Source organism: Mesorhizobium sp. M4A.F.Ca.ET.090.04.2.1, assembly GCF_003999085.1.
Classification (GTDB): domain Bacteria; phylum Pseudomonadota; class Alphaproteobacteria; order Rhizobiales; family Rhizobiaceae; genus Mesorhizobium.
The window spans coordinates 1-16,629 of sequence record NZ_RZOT01000058.1 but is presented as its reverse complement, the minus strand read 5'-3'; the positions used below and the strand labels follow the sequence as shown (position 1 = coordinate 16,629).

The following is a 16,629-nucleotide window of genomic DNA, read 5'->3' as shown; positions in this document are numbered from 1 at the left end:
GTGGTAGTAAGGACGCTTCTTCGAGCCCGCGCGGGCCAGTCTGATCTTCAGTGCCATTGTTTTCTCCTAAAAAGCTCTGATTTTCGTTTGATGGTCTGGGTTGGGTCTCAACCGGTTTTCGTCACGCCGTTGGCAGCGGCGATCTGTTCGTGGTGACGGATCACTTCGCGGACGACGAAGTTAAGGAATTTCTCCGCGAAATCGGGATCGAGATGCGCATCCTTCGCCAGTTGGCGAAGGCGGGCGATCTGCTGCTGCTCGCGCGCCGGATCGGCCGGCGGCAGGCCATGCTCCGCCTTCAGCACGCCCACTGCCTTGGTGCAGCGGAAGCGCTCGGCGAGCATATGGATGAGGGCGGCGTCGATGTTGTCGATCGAAGCGCGGTAGCCGGCCAGGGTGGCGCGTGCGTCGGCCATGTCCTTGTCCTCGTTCATCGCGCCCTCACTTCTTCTTGCCAAGGCCGGGCAGGCCGCCGCCACCTAGGCCCGGAAGGCCGGGCAGCTTCATGCCGCCGGGCAGGCCAGGTAGACCACCCCCGGCAAGACCGCCGGGCAACCCGCCAGGCAAGCCCTTGCCGAGGCCGGCCGCCTGCGCCTGCTTCTGCAAGACTTCGAGCTGCTTGGGATCCATCTTGGACAGGTCCGGCATGCCACCGCCCATGCCGCCGGGCATCATGCCGCCGAGACCCATCTTGGAAGCGAGGCCGCCCATCATGCCGCGCATGAGGCCGCCGCCTTTGCCCTTGCCGCCCATCGCCTTCATCATATCGGCCATGCCGCGATGCATCTTCAGCAGCTTGTTGATCTCGGCGGCGTCGGTGCCGGAGCCGGCGGCGATGCGCTTCTTGCGCGAATGCTTGAGGATATCCGGATTGGCACGCTCGGCCTTGGTCATCGAGGAGATGATGGCGAGCTGGCGGGCGAACATCCTGTCGTCGAGGCCGGCCGCGGCCATCTGATCCTTCATCTTGCCCATGCCCGGCATCATGCCCATGATGCCGCCCATGCCGCCCATTTCGACATCTGCTGAAGCTGCCCGGCGAGGTCGTTGAGGTCGAACTTGCCCGACTGCATCTTCCTGGCCATCGCCGCCGCCTGCTCGGCGTCGATGTTCTCGGCCGCCTTCTCGACCAGCGAGACGATGTCGCCCATGCCGAGGATGCGGTCGGCGATGCGCTTGGGGTGGAATTCCTCCAGCCCGTCCATCTTTTCGCCGGTGCCGATCAGCTTGATCGGCTTGCCGGTCACGGCGCGCATGGAGAGCGCGGCGCCGCCCCGGCCGTCGCCGTCCATGCGGGTCAGCACCAGGCCGGTGATGCCGACGCGCTCGTCGAAGCTCTTCGCCAGGTTGACGGCGTCCTGGCCGGTCAGTGAGTCGGCGACCAGCAGTATCTCGTGCGGCGACGACACCTTCTTGATGTCGGCCATCTCGACCATCAGCGGCTCGTCGATATGGGTGCGGCCGGCGGTGTCGAGGATGACGACGTCGTGGCCGCCGAGCTTGGCCGCCTGCACGGCGCGCCTGGCGATGTCGACCGGGCTCTGGCCGGCGATGATCGGCAGCGTCGCGACCTTGGTCTGCTCGCCGAGCTGGCGCAGCTGCTCCTGCGCGGCGGGACGCCGCGTGTCGAGCGAGGCCATCAGGACCTTCTTGTTCTGGCGCTCGGTCAAGCGCTTGGCGATCTTGGCGGAGGTCGTCGTCTTGCCGGAGCCCTGCAGGCCGACCATCATGACGACGACCGGCGCCGGCGCATTGAGGTCGACCGCGACGCCCTCGGCGCCCAGCATCTCGACCAGTTCGTCGTGGACGATCTTGACGACCATCTGGCCGGGCTTGATCGACTTCAGCACGGCGGCGCCGACCGCCTTCTCGCGCACCTTGTCGGTGAAGGAGCGAACCACTTCCAGCGCCACGTCGGCCTCGAGCAGCGCGCGGCGCACCTCGCGCAGCGCCGCGGAGACATCCGCCTCCGACAACGCGCCGCGGCCGGTCAGGCCGTTCAGGATGGAGCCAAGGCGCTCCTGAAGGGATTCAAACATTCTGGTTCCTTTTCTCGGGGCATCCGGATGATGTCCGAGAGGTAATGCGTTCGCGCCCGATGTCCAACAAGCAAAGTCCAAAGCCAAAAAGCACCCGGGGGCGCCTTGCGCTGCCGGGTGTTGGCCTCCAGGATCGGTTTACAGCACTTGGCCTCTAGAGGCTTCGGCGTCCTGGTCGGCTTGCTCGGAGGGATACTCGTCGCGGAATTAGGGGCGTGTAGACAGGAAAACGCCCCGGGAGTCAAGATACGGGCCGAAATCGGCCGGCGCGACGGCTCAGGGGAGCGTTTCGCCGTCGAGGATGCGGGCATAGAGTTCGAGATAGGCCTGCGCCGTCCGGGTGATCGGAAAGCGGTCGGCCGCGGAGTCCCGGCAGCGCCCGGGTGAAAGATCGGCGATCGCGGAAAGCGCCGCGGCAAACTCGGCATCGGTGTCGAAAAAACGTCCGGTGTCCGCGTCGACGATCTCCGGCAGGGCGCCGCGCGGCGTCGTCAGCACCGGCGTGCCGCACAGCATCGCCTCGACCGGGGCCATGCCGAACGGCTCTTCCCAGGCGATCGGATTGAGGAATGCCCTGGCCTCGCCGAGCAGCCGCAGTTTTTCGGCGCCGCCGACGACGCCGTGGAAACGATAGCGGCGGCCAAGGCTCTTGAAGAAGACCCCCTGGCGCCGCACCTGGCTGCGCGTGAGCAGGCGCCAGCGCGGGCCGCCGGCGATGTCGAGCGCAAAATTGAATGTCTTGGCCAGGTCGACGGCGCGGTTGAGGTTCTTGCCGGCGCGGGCGACGCCGGCGAGGAACAGCAGGCGGTCATTCCTTGTCGCCGAGAGCCGGTAGTCGTCGACCGGAAAACCGTTGTAGACAAAGGTCTGGCGGCCATGGTTGCGGGCGTGGCTGGCGCTGACGAAGTTCCAGTTCGGTTGCGGCCGCGATTGTCCCGGAAGATAGCCGTGCTCGGTATTGAGAGCTGGAAACGGCACATCGAGGAACCAGCTGTTGAAGTGGACGATGTCGGTGTCCGTGGGAATAGCGGCCCGGCATTCCGCCTTCGAAGCCGCCTGCCGCACCTCGCAATGCGGATGGCTGGAGCCGGCGGCGGCGACAAGGACCACGCTGTGCCCGAGGCGGGCGAGTTCCGTCGCCAGCCAGTCGACCTGCCGCTCGGTGCCGCCATAACCAGCGCAGGGGATCGCCCCATCCACCACCAGTGTTATGCGCATCAGACCGGCCCACCGCCGCGCCATGTCGCCGCCCCGACTTTCAGCGGTGAGCGCGGATGCAGCAGAAGCAGCGCCGTCAGCAGGCTGCTGACGATACCGATCGCGGCGATTAGGACAGCGTCGAAACCGGTCCAGCCGGGGCCTTCTAGCGGCCTGGCGTTGAACAGGGCGAAGGAATTGTAGCTCTGCTGGTGCGAGATCAGCAGGAAGCCGGTCAGATTGTTGCCGAGATGGGCGCCAAGGGCCACTCCCAGATTGCCGGTCGCATAGACAAGGAGCGTCAGCACGAGCGCGAAGCTGGCGATCGAGACCAGCACGCAGGCATTGATGGCGAGCGTCGAGCTCGCACTCCAGTGCAGCGCGCTGAACAGCATCAGCGGAAGCCCTGCCCAGATCAGCGGACTGCTGAACCGGCTGGCCAGCCCCCGCAGCAGATAGCCGCGGAACAGCGCCTCCTCGGACGAGGTCTGCAGCAAAGCGAGCAGCACGATGGGGATCAGGAACAGCAGCCATGTCGACAGGCTGATCGCGCCGCGCGCGATCTCGGGCTGCAGCCAGTAGAGCAGAATCTCCGAAAGAAGCGAGGTGATCAGCACCGCGATCAGCCCCTTGAGGAAGTCCAGCCATGAAACGCGGTGGCTTTCGCCGACCAGCGCCGCAAGCGGCTCGCGGTGCACGAAGCGCATGGCGACCCACAGGCCGATCCAGATGCCGGCGAAGGAGAGCAGCGCGGTGAGGATACCCTGCGGCGAGGCGAGGAAATCCTGGACCGGGCCGCCGGCCGGCCGGCCGGCTCCCGTCGAGGCCCGCCAGACGATGAAGGCATAGGTGCCGCCGAGCAGCACCACCAGGGTCGCCGCCATCCAGAACAGCACGACGATCGCGGTTCCAAGCAAGAGGCGGAGCGGGGTTGTCCTGGCGTTCGGCGAGCGCCGGTAGCGCTCGAAGGCGGTTCTGTCGATGATCACGCGGTTCCCCTTGCCGAACGCGACTGGCGAGCATCCGGGTCGCCTGATCTATGGGATCGGCGCTTTGCGCGCAATCATCCTCGCCACGGCTTGCGCTCGTGGTTGCGCATTTGTGCAGAGGCGGCCGCACCGTTCGACGGGCGACCGCCTGTTGGCCGGCACTTGTCAGCGCATCACGTAGACGATACGCCGCGTGCCGGGATCGACCAGCGCCGGCTGGTTGTTCACATAGACATAGCGGTAGTCGTAGTCGGGGATTTCGCGCAACTCGACACTGTCGGGCAAGGTCGCGCCCGTCACCACCTCGCCGTCGAGATAGACCGGATCGAGCCGATGGGTGCTGATATAGGTGCCCACTTCGGCCGGCGGCCTGGCGATCGGTTCGACTGGTTCGACCGGTTCAGCCGAGATGATGGCGCCGGTGTAGTTGTCGGAATAGTCGCTGTCATCCGGCTGCTCGACGACGGCGATGCCCGCATCGGCCGGCCGCCGTGTCAGCACGACCGCGTTGCCGCCGAAATCGGCGGTCACATAGTCCGAATAGATCCAGCCTCGGCCGTTGGTCTCGGCGATGGTGCACCATTTGCTGTTGGCGATACAGCCTTCGAGCGTTGCCGACTGGCCCGCGGCCAGCACGCCGATGACCGGATATTGCGGGCCCGGTCCGGCGCGCACGTTGAGATCGGCAACAGCCGAAACGGCGGTCTCGGCCAGCGCAACACCCGACAAGGCGGCGAGCGCAGCGGCGACCGCGGGAAACAGTATGAGTTTCATGGATTTCACTCCGTTTTCAGGCTCCCTCGCGGACGAAAACGAAGCCAGGCCTTATGCGTTCCGGCTAAAATGCCCGTGCCGGCTCACGAATTATTCCCGTTTCTTTCGGCAATTCGGTCAGCAGGTTGTGGACAAAGGCCAGTTTATGCGCCGTCACGCCCGAGATGACGAAGGGGTAGAGGTCGGGCAAGCCCATGCAGCGGTTGATCGAGTTGGACGCCTCCGACAGCACCAGCCAGCGGTCAAGGATCTTCTCGAAAGGCTCAGGCGCGTTCCTTGGTTCGGCGGGCGCGGTCTGCAGTTCGCCGCCGGTATCACCACGCGGCAGGGCGTTGGCATCCACCGTCTCCAGCCGGCCGAGCGGAAAATTCAGCGCATGCACCATCTCCAGCGTGTCGGTGATGTGAAGATAGTGCGCGAAGGTCTCGGCCCAGTCCTCCCAGGGATGCGAGGTCGCATAGGCCGAGATGTGGCCCTGCTGCCAGTCCGGCGCCGCGCCATTGGCGTAGTAGGCCGTCAGCGCCTGTTCGTAGCCGGCACGCTCGTCGCCGAACAGGGCGCGGAATGCGGCAAGCCTTTGCGGATCGTCGCGGATCAGCCGGTCCCAATAATAATGGCCGAGTTCGTGGCGGAAATGGCCGAGCAGCGTGCGATAGTTCTCGCCCATCGCGACACGCCGTCGCTCGCGTTCGGCCGAATCCGCCTCGGCGACGTTGAGCGTGATCAGGCCATTGTCGTGGCCGGTGAGGATGCGCTCGCCACCAGGACCGCCACCGATCGGATCGGCAAGGAAATCGAAGGCAAGGCCCGCCTCGTCGCCAGGGCTCTGCTTGGGCGCGACCGGCAAGCCGAAGGCGAGCAGCGAATAGATGGCGCGTTTCTTGGCGGCCTCGACGCGGATCCAGCGCCGGCGGTTCCCATCCACGGACAGGTCCGGAATGAGCTGGTTCAACGCGCAGGCGCGGCAAAAGGCCTGGCCCGGCTCCGTCCGCCAGTTGCAGGCGCATTCGTCAGCATTGGTGCAGTGGTAGGCGCCATCAACATCCGACAGCGTGAAACGCGCGTGCTCGGGATCATAGAGCACGAGGCTGGCGCAGTTCAGGCACTGGGCATTCTCGAAATAGAGGCGGTGGCCGCATTGCGGGCAGTCGAACAGCTTCATATGGCACTCAAACCCATCAGCGCCCGCATATAGGGCGCGATCTCGCGCCACCCAAACGCCTGGCCGCGACCAGGCGTTTCAGCGCTATTCGGCCGCAAGCACGGCCGCCACCTGCCGCGCCACGCTCTCGCCCGACAGCCGAGCGCCGCCGCAGGTCTGGATCAGCGGTCCCGCCAGATGCTCGCCGGCGAAGAAGATCTTGTCCGCCACCGGCCGCATCAGGGTGGCGCGCGCCTCCGATCGCCCGGGCCGCGCCGCGGCATAGGCGCCGCGCACGTAACGCTCGCCGCCCCAATTGGTCATCATGGCGCGTCCGACATGCTTGCGGGTGTCGGCACCGAAAATGTCGCACAGCCGGTCAACGACGAAATCGATACCGGCCGCCTCGCCGGCCGCCGACATTTCCCAGGCGAAGTCGCCGCCGACGAAGCCGACCATCAGGTCGAGATCGAAGGGAAAGCAGAGAAAGTAGATGTCGTGCCTGGCCAGCCGCTCGACCAGCAAATCGTCGAAAGGCTGCAGGCCGAGCCGGGTTCCGCTGATCTCGACCGGCAATTTGGTCAGCATGCCCATCGGCAGGTCGAAGAAAGCGGAAAAATGCGCATCGGGAAGGGCCGGCGAGAACGCGATCTCCTCGAAGGCGAGCACGGCGGGCGAGGCGGTGACGATGACCGCCCTGGCGCGGATTGTGCCGCGATCGGTGACGCAAGCGACATCCGGCCCGTTCCAGAAGATCCTGCGCACCGGGGTCGACAATTCGACCGGCACGTCGGCGCCGAAACGCGCGACCAGCGCGCCGAACCCTTCCTTGCTGAAATAGTTGGGGTCGAGATCGGCGGCGGCCTGGAAATCGCGGATCGATATCTCGTCCTCGTCGGCGCCGAAGTCCATCGGACCGGCGAAGGTGGCGGCGGCGCGCGGCGCCTGGCCCCTGGCGAGCAGCGCCGAAAGCCGGTCGTCGTCACCCTCCTCGACCTTGTGGGCGGCGAGCAATTCGAATAGCTTCGCGTCGGCGGCCTTCATCTCGGCCTCTTCCGCCTCGCTCGCCTTGCGCTGGCGGTAGTAGAGATGATCGACATTCATGTCGTGGTGATGCAGGTTCCAGCCGGCGGCTTGCGCCTCGGGAAAATAGGGATTGCGGTCCGCCGCGTGCAGCCAGGCGCAGCCGATGTCGAAGGGCACGCCGAAATGCCGGTCGCTGGTCCAGGCGCGGCCGCCGATTCGGTCCATCGCTTCCAGCAGTTTGAAGGACAAGCCGGCGGCGCTCAGGGTTTTCGCGGCTGAGAGCCCGGCCGAGCCGGCCCCGATGATCACAACATCAACATCGCCCATGTGTATCGCGCCCCCCGCCACAATAAATACTTGATCGTAGGCAAATTCCGCTTCATTGGCCAGCATCGAGCAACCAGTGCAGCCGTGGGGGCGGTGACAATCGGGCGCTTCACTGGCAAATTCGCAACCGGGACGTGATTCAGGCGATCAGGAGAGAACAGCATGGCATTTCTTGCCAAGGGAAAGATTTTTGCGGCCGTGGTGGCGGCGGTGGTTGCGCTGGCGACAGGCGCGCAGGCGGCTGGCAGCTGTGGCAAGAACAGCGCCGGCTTCGAAGCCTGGAAGCAGGACTTTGCCGCCCAGGCCCAGGCCGAAGGGGTCGGAGCGAGGGGGCTGTCCGCCCTGGCTGGCGCGACCTACGCGACGAGGACCATCTCCGCCGACCGCGCCATCCACAAGGCGTTCAGCGGCTCGGTGGAAGATTTCATGAAGCGCCGCGGCGGGGCTGCGATCATTTCCAAGGGCCGTTCGCTGAAGAAGTCGAACGCGGCGCTGTTCGACAGGATCGAAGCGACCTACGGCGTGCCGCCCGGCGTGCTGCTCGCCATCTGGGGCATGGAGACCGGCTTCGGCGCCTCCATGGGCAACCAGAACACGGTGTCCGCTATTTTGACGCTTACCTATGATTGCCGCCGGCCGGACTACTTTTATCCGCATGCCATTGCGGCGCTGAAGCTGGTCGATCGCGGGACGTTGACCTCCGCTTCGGTCGGCGCCATGCATGGCGAGATCGGCCACACGCAGTTCCTGCCCGGAAACGTCCTGAAGTATGGCGTCGGCAACGGAAATCTGCGCGACAGGAATACCGCGCTCGCTTCCACCGCCAACTACCTCAAGGGCCATGGCTGGCGGGCCGGCGCGGGCTATCAGGCGAACATGGGCGCCATAGCCGGCTGGAACTCGGCCAGCGTCTACCAGCAGGCCATTGCCCGCATCGCGGAGGCGATCGACGGCAACTGATGCCATCTCCACTCGACAGAAAGCCCGGCCATGCGCCGGGCTTTTTGTTTATGGAGCGGTGTCAAAGCCAATCGCTCGAAACGATCAGGTTCGATCCCGCTCTCAATAATGCGCGTAGCCGCTCAACGGGCATTTCTGGGAAATGGGAACCTGGAAGCTGCCGTCAATACCGCTGCAGTTACGGAATTTGGACGACCGCGGCGCCGGGGCCGCCTTCGACCTGCCCTTGGTGTCCATTTTGGTCGGCTGGTCGGAATGCGCGTAGCCGCTCACCGGGCATTTCTGGGAAGCGGGAACCTGGAAGGGGCCGTCAAATCCGCTGCAGGTACGGAACTTGGACGTCGGCGCCGCCAGGGCCTGCGAGGACTGGCATCCGCCGAAGATGACTGCCGCTGAAAGCAAGAGAAAAAGACCGTTCTTCACTGTCGAAGTCCCTCCACTCCGCTGCCTTGCTTTCTGCCTATGGGGCAGGGTCAAAGCCCAATCACTCGCTCTCAACAATGCGCGTAGCCGCTCAACGGGCATTTCTGGGAAATGGGAACCTGGAAGCTGCCGTCAATACCGCTGCAGGTAAACAAGTTGGAGTTCCGCAGCGTTGGAGGAGCCGCCCTTGGCCTGCCCTCGATCATCGTCGGGACCCCGGTAGATTACGATTAGCCGCCGCCCAAGGGGCATTTCCGGGAAGCGGGAACCTCGAAGGTGCCGGTGAAAACATTCGAGCAGGTATGGAATTTGGGGTTCCGCGGCGCTGAGGTGGCCGCCTTCGACCTGGCGCTAATCTCCCTTTCGGACGGCTGCTCGAAATGCCCGTAGCCGCCTGGGGGGCATTTCCGGGAAGCTGGAACCTGGAAGATGCCGTCTCTCCCGGTGCAATTACGGAAGTTTGACGATCGCGGTGCCGGGGCTTGCGTGACCGCGGCCGGCTTTGGCTTGCCTTTGAGGACCATCCAGATTTCGGTCGGTTGGTCGAGCTGCAGGTTGTTTATATCGGAATAGGTGATCCGGCCGCTGCGCACGCCGGCAGCAAGGCGCTCGCAGAACAAGGCCGGCATGCGCTCCAGCGAGACGCCCATGAAACCGGCGATATCGTGCTTGAGCGTGATGTTCCAGGCGCGGGCTTCGGCGATGCAGCCGTCCAGATCCGGCTTTGGCTCACGCTTCGCGGCCTGCGCGGTCTGGCACGCCGCGAAAGCGACGGAAGTTGCCAGCAGAACAAAAATGCCTTTTTTCACTGTCAAAACCCCCGTCAATCCCGCGGCGGAACTTAGATGAAGCTACCGAAAGGTCAAACGGGAAACGTCATTTGGTCGTTCTTATTTTGCTTATATTAGGAACGCAAAATAGAAAACCCGGCGTCTCCACCGGGTTTCTTGCGTCGTTTCGGCTTTCGCGGGATCGGCACAGCGCACGACGGCGCTATGTCAGCCCTTGCGCGTGCGCGCCGCGAGCGTCCTCAGCCGCAGCGCATTGAGGCGGATGAAGCCGGCGGCGTCCTTCTGGTCGTAGGCGCCACGGTCGTCCTCGAAGGTGACCAGCGCGTCGGAATAAAGCGTCTTCTTCGACTTGCGGCCGGTGACCATGACATTGCCCTTGTAGAGCTTCAGTCGCACCGTGCCCTCGACGTCCTCCTGGCTCTTATCGATCATCGCCTGCAGCATCAGCCGCTCGGGCGAGAACCAGAAGCCGTTGTAGATCAGCTCGGCATAGCGCGGCATGAACTCGTCCTTGAGGTGCGCGGCACCGCGGTCGAGCGTGATCGATTCGATGGCGCGGTGGGCGGCGATCAGGATGGTGCCGCCGGGCGTTTCGTAGACGCCGCGCGATTTCATGCCGACGAAGCGGTTCTCGACGAGGTCGAGCCGGCCGATGCCGTTGTCGCGACCGAGGTCGTTGAGGGCGGCCAGCATCGTCGCCGGCGACAGCTTCTTGCCATTCAGCGCAATCGGATCGCCCTTGAGGAACTCAATCTCGATCTCGGTGACCTTGTCCGGCGCGTCCATCGGCGAGACGGTGCGCTGGTGGACGAATTCCGGCGGCTCCGTCCACGGATCCTCCAGCACCTTGCCCTCCGAGGAGGAGTGCAGCAGGTTGGCGTCGACCGAGAACGGCGCGTCGCCGCGCTTGTCCTTCGGCACGGGAATCTGGTGCTGCTCGGCGAAGTTCAGCAGGTCGGTGCGCGACTTGAAGGACCAGTCGCGCCACGGCGCGATGACCTTAATGTCGGGGTTAAGCGCGTAAGCCGACAGCTCGAAACGGACCTGGTCGTTGCCCTTGCCGGTAGCGCCGTGAGCAATCGCGTCGGCGCCGGTTTCCTTGGCGATCTCGACGAGGTGCTTGGAGATCAGCGGCCGGGCGATCGAGGTGCCGAGCAGGTAGGTGCCTTCATAGACGGCATTGGCGCGGAACATCGGGAAGACGAAGTCGGCGACGAATTCCTCACGCACGTCGACGATGCGGATGTCCTTGATGCCCATCAGCTCGGCCTTGCGGCGCGCCGGCTCCAGCTCGCCGCCCTGGCCGAGGTCGGCGGTGAAGGTGACGACTTCGGCGCCGAGCTCGGTCTGCAGCCATTTCAGGATGATGGATGTGTCGAGGCCGCCTGAGTAGGCGAGCACGACTTTCTTCACGTTCTTGGTCTTGGACATTTTAGGCGGTTCCGCGGGGAAAGGTTTCGCGGGCGAGGTATCACGGCGTTTCCGGGCTGCGCAAGAGAGGAACGGTCTTTGATAGCCGAACGCTGGACCAGACGCCGCCGTCCGGCCGCTGGCCACGGTGACGCCGATGGTCGTATCTGTTCGGCGGCGTGTTCTCGGCCTTCGCGCTCAAGATCCTGACGGCCCAGGCGAAACAGGCTCGCTCTCGCGCCAGCTGCCGGCCCAGCGGCCGGCGGCGAGCCAGTAGAAAATACCGCCGACCATGCCGGAGCCAATTACCGCCAGTATGGCGCTGGTATCGGTGACGACGAAGTTGGGATCGCCGCTCTGGCGGACGAAACCGAGGAAGGCCGCGGCGACGCCGCCGCCGGCGATCGCATAGAACAGCCAGTCGCGCCGTCCGAGGACCTCGGCGGCGAGGATGACGACGGTCGCCGGCATGAAGGCGAAATAGGCGACGAACAGCGCCACGAAGGGGATCGAGAAATAGAGCGAGGCGGTCGCCGTCGGGTGAGCCTGGTCCGGCGTATAGCCGAGCGAGCCCAGGAACAGGATGTTGAGGAAGGCGCTGGCCGCCAGCGAGGCGGCGATGTAGCCGACAAGGATGACGGCGAAGCGGATGAGGTAGGCGATGAAGCGGCTCACGCCTCGCCGTGCCCCGCGATCATCATGGCTTCGAGCGCCAGCCGGTCCACCTTGCGCATGCGCTCCGACTCCGACTTGAGCTGGCCGCAGGCGGCGAGGATGTCGCGGCCGCGCGGTGTGCGGATCGGCGACGCATAGCCGGCATTGTTGATGTAGTCGGCAAACTTCTCGATCGTCTCCCAGTCCGAGCACTGGTAGTTGGTGCCCGGCCACGGGTTGAACGGGATCAAATTGATCTTGGCCGGAATGCCCTTGAGCAGCTTGACCAGCGCCTTGGCGTCGTCGAGGGAATCGTTGACGTCCTTCAGCATCACATATTCGAAGGTGATGCGCCTGGCATTGGAGAGGCCGGGATAGGCCCGGCAGGCGGCGATCAGCTCCTTCAACGGGAACTTCTTGTTGATCGGCACGAGCAGGTCGCGCAGGTCGTCATTGGTGGCGTGCAGCGAGATCGCCAGCATGACGCCGATCTCCTCGCCGGTGCGGAAGATTTCCGGCACGACGCCGGAGGTCGAGAGCGTAATGCGGCGCTTGGACAGTGACAGGCCGTCGCCGTCGGAGGCGATCAGCAGCGCCTTCTTCACTGCCTCGAAATTGTAGAGCGGCTCGCCCATGCCCATCATGACGATGTTGGACACCTTGCGGCCCTCGGCCGGCACGATGGCGCCGTCCGGCGTGTCGCGGTCGGGGAAGTCGCCGAGCCGGTCGCGGGCGGTGAGCAGCTGCGCCAGGATCTCTTCGGTGGTCAGGTTGCGCACGAGCTTCTGCGTGCCGGTGTGGCAGAACGAGCAGGTCAGCGTGCAGCCGACCTGCGAGGAGATGCAGAGCGTGCCGCGGCCTTCCTCGGGGATATAGACGGTCTCGATCTCGACCGGGCGGCCGGCGCCGCGCGGCGGAAAGCGGAACAGCCATTTGCGGGTGCCGTCGGCGGAGATCTGCTCCTCGACGATCTCGGGCCGCGCGACGGTGAAATGCCTGTCGAGTTCGGCGCGCAGATCCTTGGAGATGTTGAACATGCCGGAAAAGTCGGAGACGCCGCGCACATACATCCAGTGCCAGAGCTGCTGGGCGCGCATTTTGGCTTGGCGCTCCGGCACGATGCCGGCCTCGACCAGGGCGGCGCCGAGCTCGGCCCGGGTGAGGCCGATCAGCGTCGGCTTTTCGGCCGGCGCGGCGCGGGCACGCAAGGCGTCGCGCGCGCCTTCGGCGGTAAGATCAAGTGAAAGGGTCATGGTTGCGCCAATATAAGCGGTTTGCGGCCGATTTCAGCATCGTGCCCGAAATGAAGCGCGGCGCATAGCACAGGTTCGGAGCGGAGTCATGCGGGGCGGGCGCGACCTTGCCAGTCGTGTCATCATTCGCTCGACCGCCGCGAGGCGGCGCCGCATCCCTCGCACTGCGCAAATCGATCACATATTCGTGTTGGCGTAACGACCCAAGGCGCCTTCGCGAACCCTGAAAGGGGCAACTGTGCCCCTGCAAAATGGGAGTATGCGGAATGCACTCGATCAAGCTTATTGTCATCGCTGGCCTCCTCGGCCTTTCCGCGACACAGGCATTTGCCGAAGACACGATGGGAACGATGACCATGATGAAGGCCGGCCAGGTAACGGCGATCACGCCCGACGGCCATATGGGCACGATGATGCCGGACGCCAAGATGAGCGCCGAGATGATGAAGATGGCGAAGCCAATCAAGCACTGCATGATGATGATGACAGACGCCAAGGGCAAAACCTACATGATCGACACCTCGACCAAGAAGGCCCAGGCCGAGTGTGAAAAAATGGCGATGTGAACATCGCCAAGCACGCACGCCGACCTTCCCGCCGGCCGGCACGCCGGCGGGTATTCCGATCACATCTGCTTGAACCCCGTTCCGAGACGTTGCCGGCATAGCGTCGGACTCGCCGCGCGGGTTGATCGGCTCCGTCATTGTGCTAGGCCGGGCCTATCACCACGAGGCTCGTCATGGCCGGCATATCCCGAAAATACCGCTTGCTGCGGCGTTCGCACGCCATGTGGGTGTCGCGGCGAGTCTGGCAGCCGCGTCTCGTCTTCTGGGCCGGCGCCGTCTCGATCGGCCTGATCAGCGTCCTGTTCGCGCTGCTTGCCGACCGAGCCGCCGGCCTGTTGTCGATGGTGTCGGGCATTCCGGGCGGTCTCTTCGCACCGTCGCTGGCGGTGGGCGCGGGGCTGGGCAGCACCCTCGGCCTGGTCTTCGGCACCGCCACCGGCACGGCGGCGCTGCTCGGCATGGCCGGTTATTTCGCCGGCGTCGTGCAGGCGCCGATGACGGCCTTCGTCATCATCCTCGAAATGACCGGCAACCACGACAATGTCATCGCGCTGATGTGCGCGGCGATGCTGGGCTACGGCACGGCGAGGCTGATCTCCAACGAGCCGCTCTATCATGCGCTGTCGCGCGTCTTCATCGCCGAGGCGATCCGGCGGCGCAGAGCGGAGACGATGCCCGCGCCGGGCTGAGCTATCGTTCTTCCGCTTTCACTTGCGGGAGGCGGACCTCGCTGTTGCGCCAGAGCGCCAGGTCTCCCTGGCTTTCAATGTCGCCGCGCGCGTCGAGAGCTTCCAGTCGCCCGGCGATATCGTCCCAGGAAACCTGGACGCCCGCCTTGCGAAGCGCCTGTTCGGTTTTCGCGAGGACCATGGCCGTCTTCTGCCAGCGGTCCATCACCATTTGCATGATGGCGCGGTCGATCTCGCTGTCCGCCGTCAAGGGGGGCCTCAGCCTACTTGCACTTGGCGATCGAGGCCAGCGCGGCCGAAATGCCCTTCAGCGAGAACACATAGGAGGTGGGGTTGCCGCGACCGGACTTGGCCTGCACCTTCATGTCGGTGCCGGTCTTCATGGCGGCGATCAGCACCGGTTCTTCCGCCGCGTTCTCGACCCAGGCCGACTTGCCGCGCGTGAACATCGAGAAGGTCTTCTTGTCGATGGTGACGGTGGCCTTGGAGCCTTCCTGGAAATTGTAGCCGGCGATGAATTGCGGCTCGTAGGACACCTGCTGGCCCGGCCGCTGGCTGACGAAGAAGAACATGTCGCCGTGGTCGAGCGTCGCCGGCTGCTTGTCGGTCGGCACGGTGAGCACGTAGCAGACCTTGCCGCCGGATGCCTGGTAGCTGTAGGTGCCCCAGGCATTGTGCTGGCCGATCTTGGTCGCCGACTGTGCCAGCGCCGGCGCCGCCAGGGCCACCAGGACCAGGCTGGAAACTGTAGCAATCAATCCGCGCATCGTTTTTCCCGTATTCCAAATGGTGCGGCGGCAGGCCGCTGCGGCGTCCTGCCCGTCGCTTCATTTTGATTTAATCAGGGTTACCAAACGGTGAATTTTCCTCAAGAAAAGGACCCTCACCCCAGGAAACCGCCGCCATTCCCGCGCCGCCGCTCGAAAGCGGCCGGCGCGTTGTCCCTGCGCCGACTTGGAGGCCACGAAAACGGCAAGAGTTTGACTTTTCAAACAAGCGCTTGCGCCGGTTCCGGATCAGCTCTTGTCGGCGATCGCGTCCCTGGCGGCTTGCCTGTGCGCGGGCGTGATGTGGGCGCTAACGGCGGTAATCGCGGCTGTCAGCACGGCGATGTCGTCGGTGAAGCCGAGGCCGAAGATGACATCGGGGATGAAATCGATCGGCAGCACGAAATAGCCGAGCGCCGCCAGCAGGATACCCTTGGCGCGCAGTGGCGTATCCTTGTCCATGGCGCAGTAATAGGCGGCGACCACCTCTTCCATGAACGGGATCTGGCGGGCGGCCTTCTTGGCCGTGCGCCAGAATTTTTCGCGCACCTCGCTCTCGCCGGCGAGCTTGTCGCCAAAGCCGAAGAAATCAAAACCGGGTTGCCGCGCCATCTGCTTCTCCTTGGCGCCGCGCGCTTGGTTGGGTGCGCGGCCGCCGGGGGAAAATGTGGTGAAAGCGCCGCCCCATCACAAGAGTTCAGCCGCCGAAATAGCGGTTCATCTTCTTTGCCAGTTCGATGTCGAGCGCCGTGACACCGCCTGCGTCATGGGTGTTCAGCGTCACATCCACGGTCTTGTAGACATTCGACCAGTCGGGGTGATGGTCCATCTTCTCCGCCGCCAGCGCGACGCGGGTCATGAAGGCGAAGGCTTCGGAAAAGTTCTTGAAGACGAAGCTGCGTTTTATAGAAGCGCCGTCCTCGGCCAGCAACCAGCCGCGGAGTTCCGCCAGCGCGGCAAGGATGGCGTCCTTGCCCAGTTTTTCTCTCGTCATGTCTGTTTCCCGTGCTATTTCGAATTTTGACCCTCACCATAATGCATGTCGCCCAAAAGTGCGCCGCGGTTTTGGGACAATGACATGCACAAAAACGGCGCCGGATCGATGAGCGCGAAGCCCATAACATCCATCCTGTTCGTCTGCCTCGGCAATATATGCCGCTCGCCTCTCGCCGAAGGCGTGTTGCGCGCCGTGCTGGCCGAGCGCGGGCTGGGCCGAACCGTCATGCTCGATTCGGCCGCGACCAGCGGCTGGGAGGTCGGCTCCGCTCCCGATCCGCGTTCGATTTCGATCGCGGCGCATCATGGCATCGACATTTCCGGGCAAAGGGCACGCAGGGTGGCGCCGGAGGATTTTGCCCGCTTCGACGTGATCCTCGGCATGGACCGGGCGAACGTCCGCGACCTCAAGGCAATCGCGCCGGCCGCGATGCGCGAGCGCATCCACCTGTTCCTGGAGTTTGCCGACGCCGGCGCGGGCGAGGTGCCGGACCCTTATTATGACGGGCCGGACGCGTTCGCCGAGGTCTATCGCATGATCCGCGAGGCGTCGGAGGCGCTGGCCAATCGACTGGCCGCGCGCGTGTCAGCGCCCGAGAGCGGCCAGGCTTCCTCGACGATATAGGG

18 protein-coding genes and 2 pseudogenes are annotated in these 16,629 nt (G+C 64.7%); 4 read left to right on the top strand and 16 right to left on the bottom strand.

Annotated features, from left to right (window positions below):
- Positions 1-107: 107 nt before the first annotated feature.
- The 7 genes and pseudogenes from EN781_RS06795 to EN781_RS06765 all read right to left on the bottom strand — a co-directional run bounded on the left by EN781_RS06795 (position 108) and on the right by EN781_RS06765 (position 7,493).
- Positions 108-434 carry a chorismate mutase gene (locus EN781_RS06795; RefSeq protein WP_126057405.1) on the bottom strand — a complete coding sequence of 109 codons (327 nt, stop codon included), beginning with the start codon at positions 432-434 and terminating at the stop codon, positions 108-110.
- A gap of 7 nt (positions 435-441) precedes the next feature.
- Positions 442-2,039, bottom strand: a pseudogene (ffh, locus tag EN781_RS06790) (signal recognition particle protein).
- 276 nt (positions 2,040-2,315) lie between these two features.
- Positions 2,316-3,257: a glycosyltransferase gene (locus EN781_RS06785; protein ID WP_126057407.1), complete on the bottom strand. Its 942-nt coding sequence runs from the start codon at positions 3,255-3,257 to the stop codon at positions 2,316-2,318.
- Positions 3,257-4,225 carry a type II CAAX endopeptidase family protein gene (locus EN781_RS06780; RefSeq protein WP_126057408.1) on the bottom strand — a complete coding sequence of 323 codons (969 nt, stop codon included), beginning with the start codon at positions 4,223-4,225 and terminating at the stop codon, positions 3,257-3,259. Before EN781_RS06780 ends, EN781_RS06785 begins: the two co-directional genes overlap by 1 nt.
- Before the next feature lie 165 nt (positions 4,226-4,390).
- The gene (locus tag EN781_RS06775) at positions 4,391-4,999 is read right to left on the bottom strand and encodes a DUF1236 domain-containing protein (protein ID WP_126057409.1); all 609 of its coding nucleotides are present in this window, start codon (positions 4,997-4,999) and stop codon (positions 4,391-4,393) included.
- 64 nt (positions 5,000-5,063) lie between these two features.
- A complete protein-coding gene (locus EN781_RS06770) occupies positions 5,064-6,161 on the bottom strand; it encodes a putative zinc-binding metallopeptidase (RefSeq protein ID WP_126057410.1) in 1,098 nt (365 codons plus the stop codon).
- Positions 6,162-6,245: 84 nt separating this feature from the next.
- Positions 6,246-7,493, bottom strand: a complete 1,248-nt coding sequence (locus EN781_RS06765; RefSeq protein WP_126057411.1) for an NAD(P)/FAD-dependent oxidoreductase — start codon at positions 7,491-7,493, stop codon at positions 6,246-6,248.
- Positions 7,494-7,655: 162 nt separating this feature from the next.
- On the opposite strand from EN781_RS06765, the gene EN781_RS06760 reads away from it, so the two are divergent.
- Positions 7,656-8,453, top strand: a complete 798-nt coding sequence (locus EN781_RS06760; RefSeq protein ID WP_126057412.1) for a lytic transglycosylase domain-containing protein — start codon at positions 7,656-7,658, stop codon at positions 8,451-8,453.
- Between the two features lie 102 nt (positions 8,454-8,555).
- Here EN781_RS06760 and EN781_RS06755 read toward each other — a convergent pair whose 3' ends face one another.
- The 5 genes from EN781_RS06755 to rlmN form a co-directional block, all read right to left on the bottom strand.
- A complete protein-coding gene (locus EN781_RS06755) occupies positions 8,556-8,876 on the bottom strand; it encodes a hypothetical protein (protein ID WP_245492552.1) in 321 nt (106 codons plus the stop codon).
- A gap of 230 nt (positions 8,877-9,106) precedes the next feature.
- Positions 9,107-9,685: a hypothetical protein gene (locus tag EN781_RS34715; RefSeq protein WP_245455302.1), complete on the bottom strand. Its 579-nt coding sequence runs from the start codon at positions 9,683-9,685 to the stop codon at positions 9,107-9,109.
- A 189-nt stretch (positions 9,686-9,874) separates the two neighbouring features.
- Entirely contained in the window at positions 9,875-11,098 is a 1,224-nt protein-coding gene (locus tag EN781_RS06745; protein ID WP_126057414.1) for an argininosuccinate synthase, read from the bottom strand.
- Positions 11,099-11,275: 177 nt separating this feature from the next.
- Positions 11,276-11,752 carry a hypothetical protein gene (locus tag EN781_RS06740; RefSeq protein ID WP_126057415.1) on the bottom strand — a complete coding sequence of 159 codons (477 nt, stop codon included), beginning with the start codon at positions 11,750-11,752 and terminating at the stop codon, positions 11,276-11,278.
- Positions 11,749-12,984, bottom strand: coding sequence for a 23S rRNA (adenine(2503)-C(2))-methyltransferase RlmN (rlmN, locus tag EN781_RS06735; RefSeq protein WP_126057416.1), 1,236 nt, complete (start codon positions 12,982-12,984; stop codon positions 11,749-11,751). Before rlmN ends, EN781_RS06740 begins: the two co-directional genes overlap by 4 nt.
- Positions 12,985-13,250: 266 nt before the next feature.
- Between rlmN and EN781_RS06730 the strand changes: the two genes are divergently transcribed.
- Positions 13,251-13,550, top strand: coding sequence for a hypothetical protein (locus EN781_RS06730; protein ID WP_126057417.1), 300 nt, complete (start codon positions 13,251-13,253; stop codon positions 13,548-13,550).
- Positions 13,551-13,879: 329 nt separating this feature from the next.
- Positions 13,880-14,239, top strand: a pseudogene (locus tag EN781_RS06725) (chloride channel protein); the annotation flags it as partial.
- Position 14,240: 1 nt separating this feature from the next.
- Here the strand turns inward: EN781_RS06725 and EN781_RS06720 are convergent.
- From EN781_RS06720 to EN781_RS06705, 4 genes are all read right to left on the bottom strand, one after another.
- Positions 14,241-14,489, bottom strand: a complete 249-nt coding sequence (locus tag EN781_RS06720; RefSeq protein ID WP_126057418.1) for a hypothetical protein — start codon at positions 14,487-14,489, stop codon at positions 14,241-14,243.
- 13 nt (positions 14,490-14,502) lie between these two features.
- Entirely contained in the window at positions 14,503-15,006 is a 504-nt protein-coding gene (locus EN781_RS06715) for an invasion associated locus B family protein (protein ID WP_126057419.1), read from the bottom strand.
- Between the two features lie 249 nt (positions 15,007-15,255).
- Positions 15,256-15,618 (bottom strand): YkvA family protein, encoded by a 363-nt coding sequence (locus tag EN781_RS06710; RefSeq protein WP_126057420.1) that lies wholly within the window; start codon positions 15,616-15,618, stop codon positions 15,256-15,258.
- A gap of 85 nt (positions 15,619-15,703) precedes the next feature.
- The gene (locus EN781_RS06705) at positions 15,704-16,000 is read right to left on the bottom strand and encodes a 4a-hydroxytetrahydrobiopterin dehydratase (protein WP_126057421.1); all 297 of its coding nucleotides are present in this window, start codon (positions 15,998-16,000) and stop codon (positions 15,704-15,706) included.
- Between the two features lie 108 nt (positions 16,001-16,108).
- On the opposite strand from EN781_RS06705, the gene EN781_RS06700 reads away from it, so the two are divergent.
- Positions 16,109-16,627: a low molecular weight protein-tyrosine-phosphatase gene (locus EN781_RS06700; protein ID WP_126057422.1), complete on the top strand. Its 519-nt coding sequence runs from the start codon at positions 16,109-16,111 to the stop codon at positions 16,625-16,627.
- The last annotated feature ends 2 nt before the right edge of the window (positions 16,628-16,629 follow it).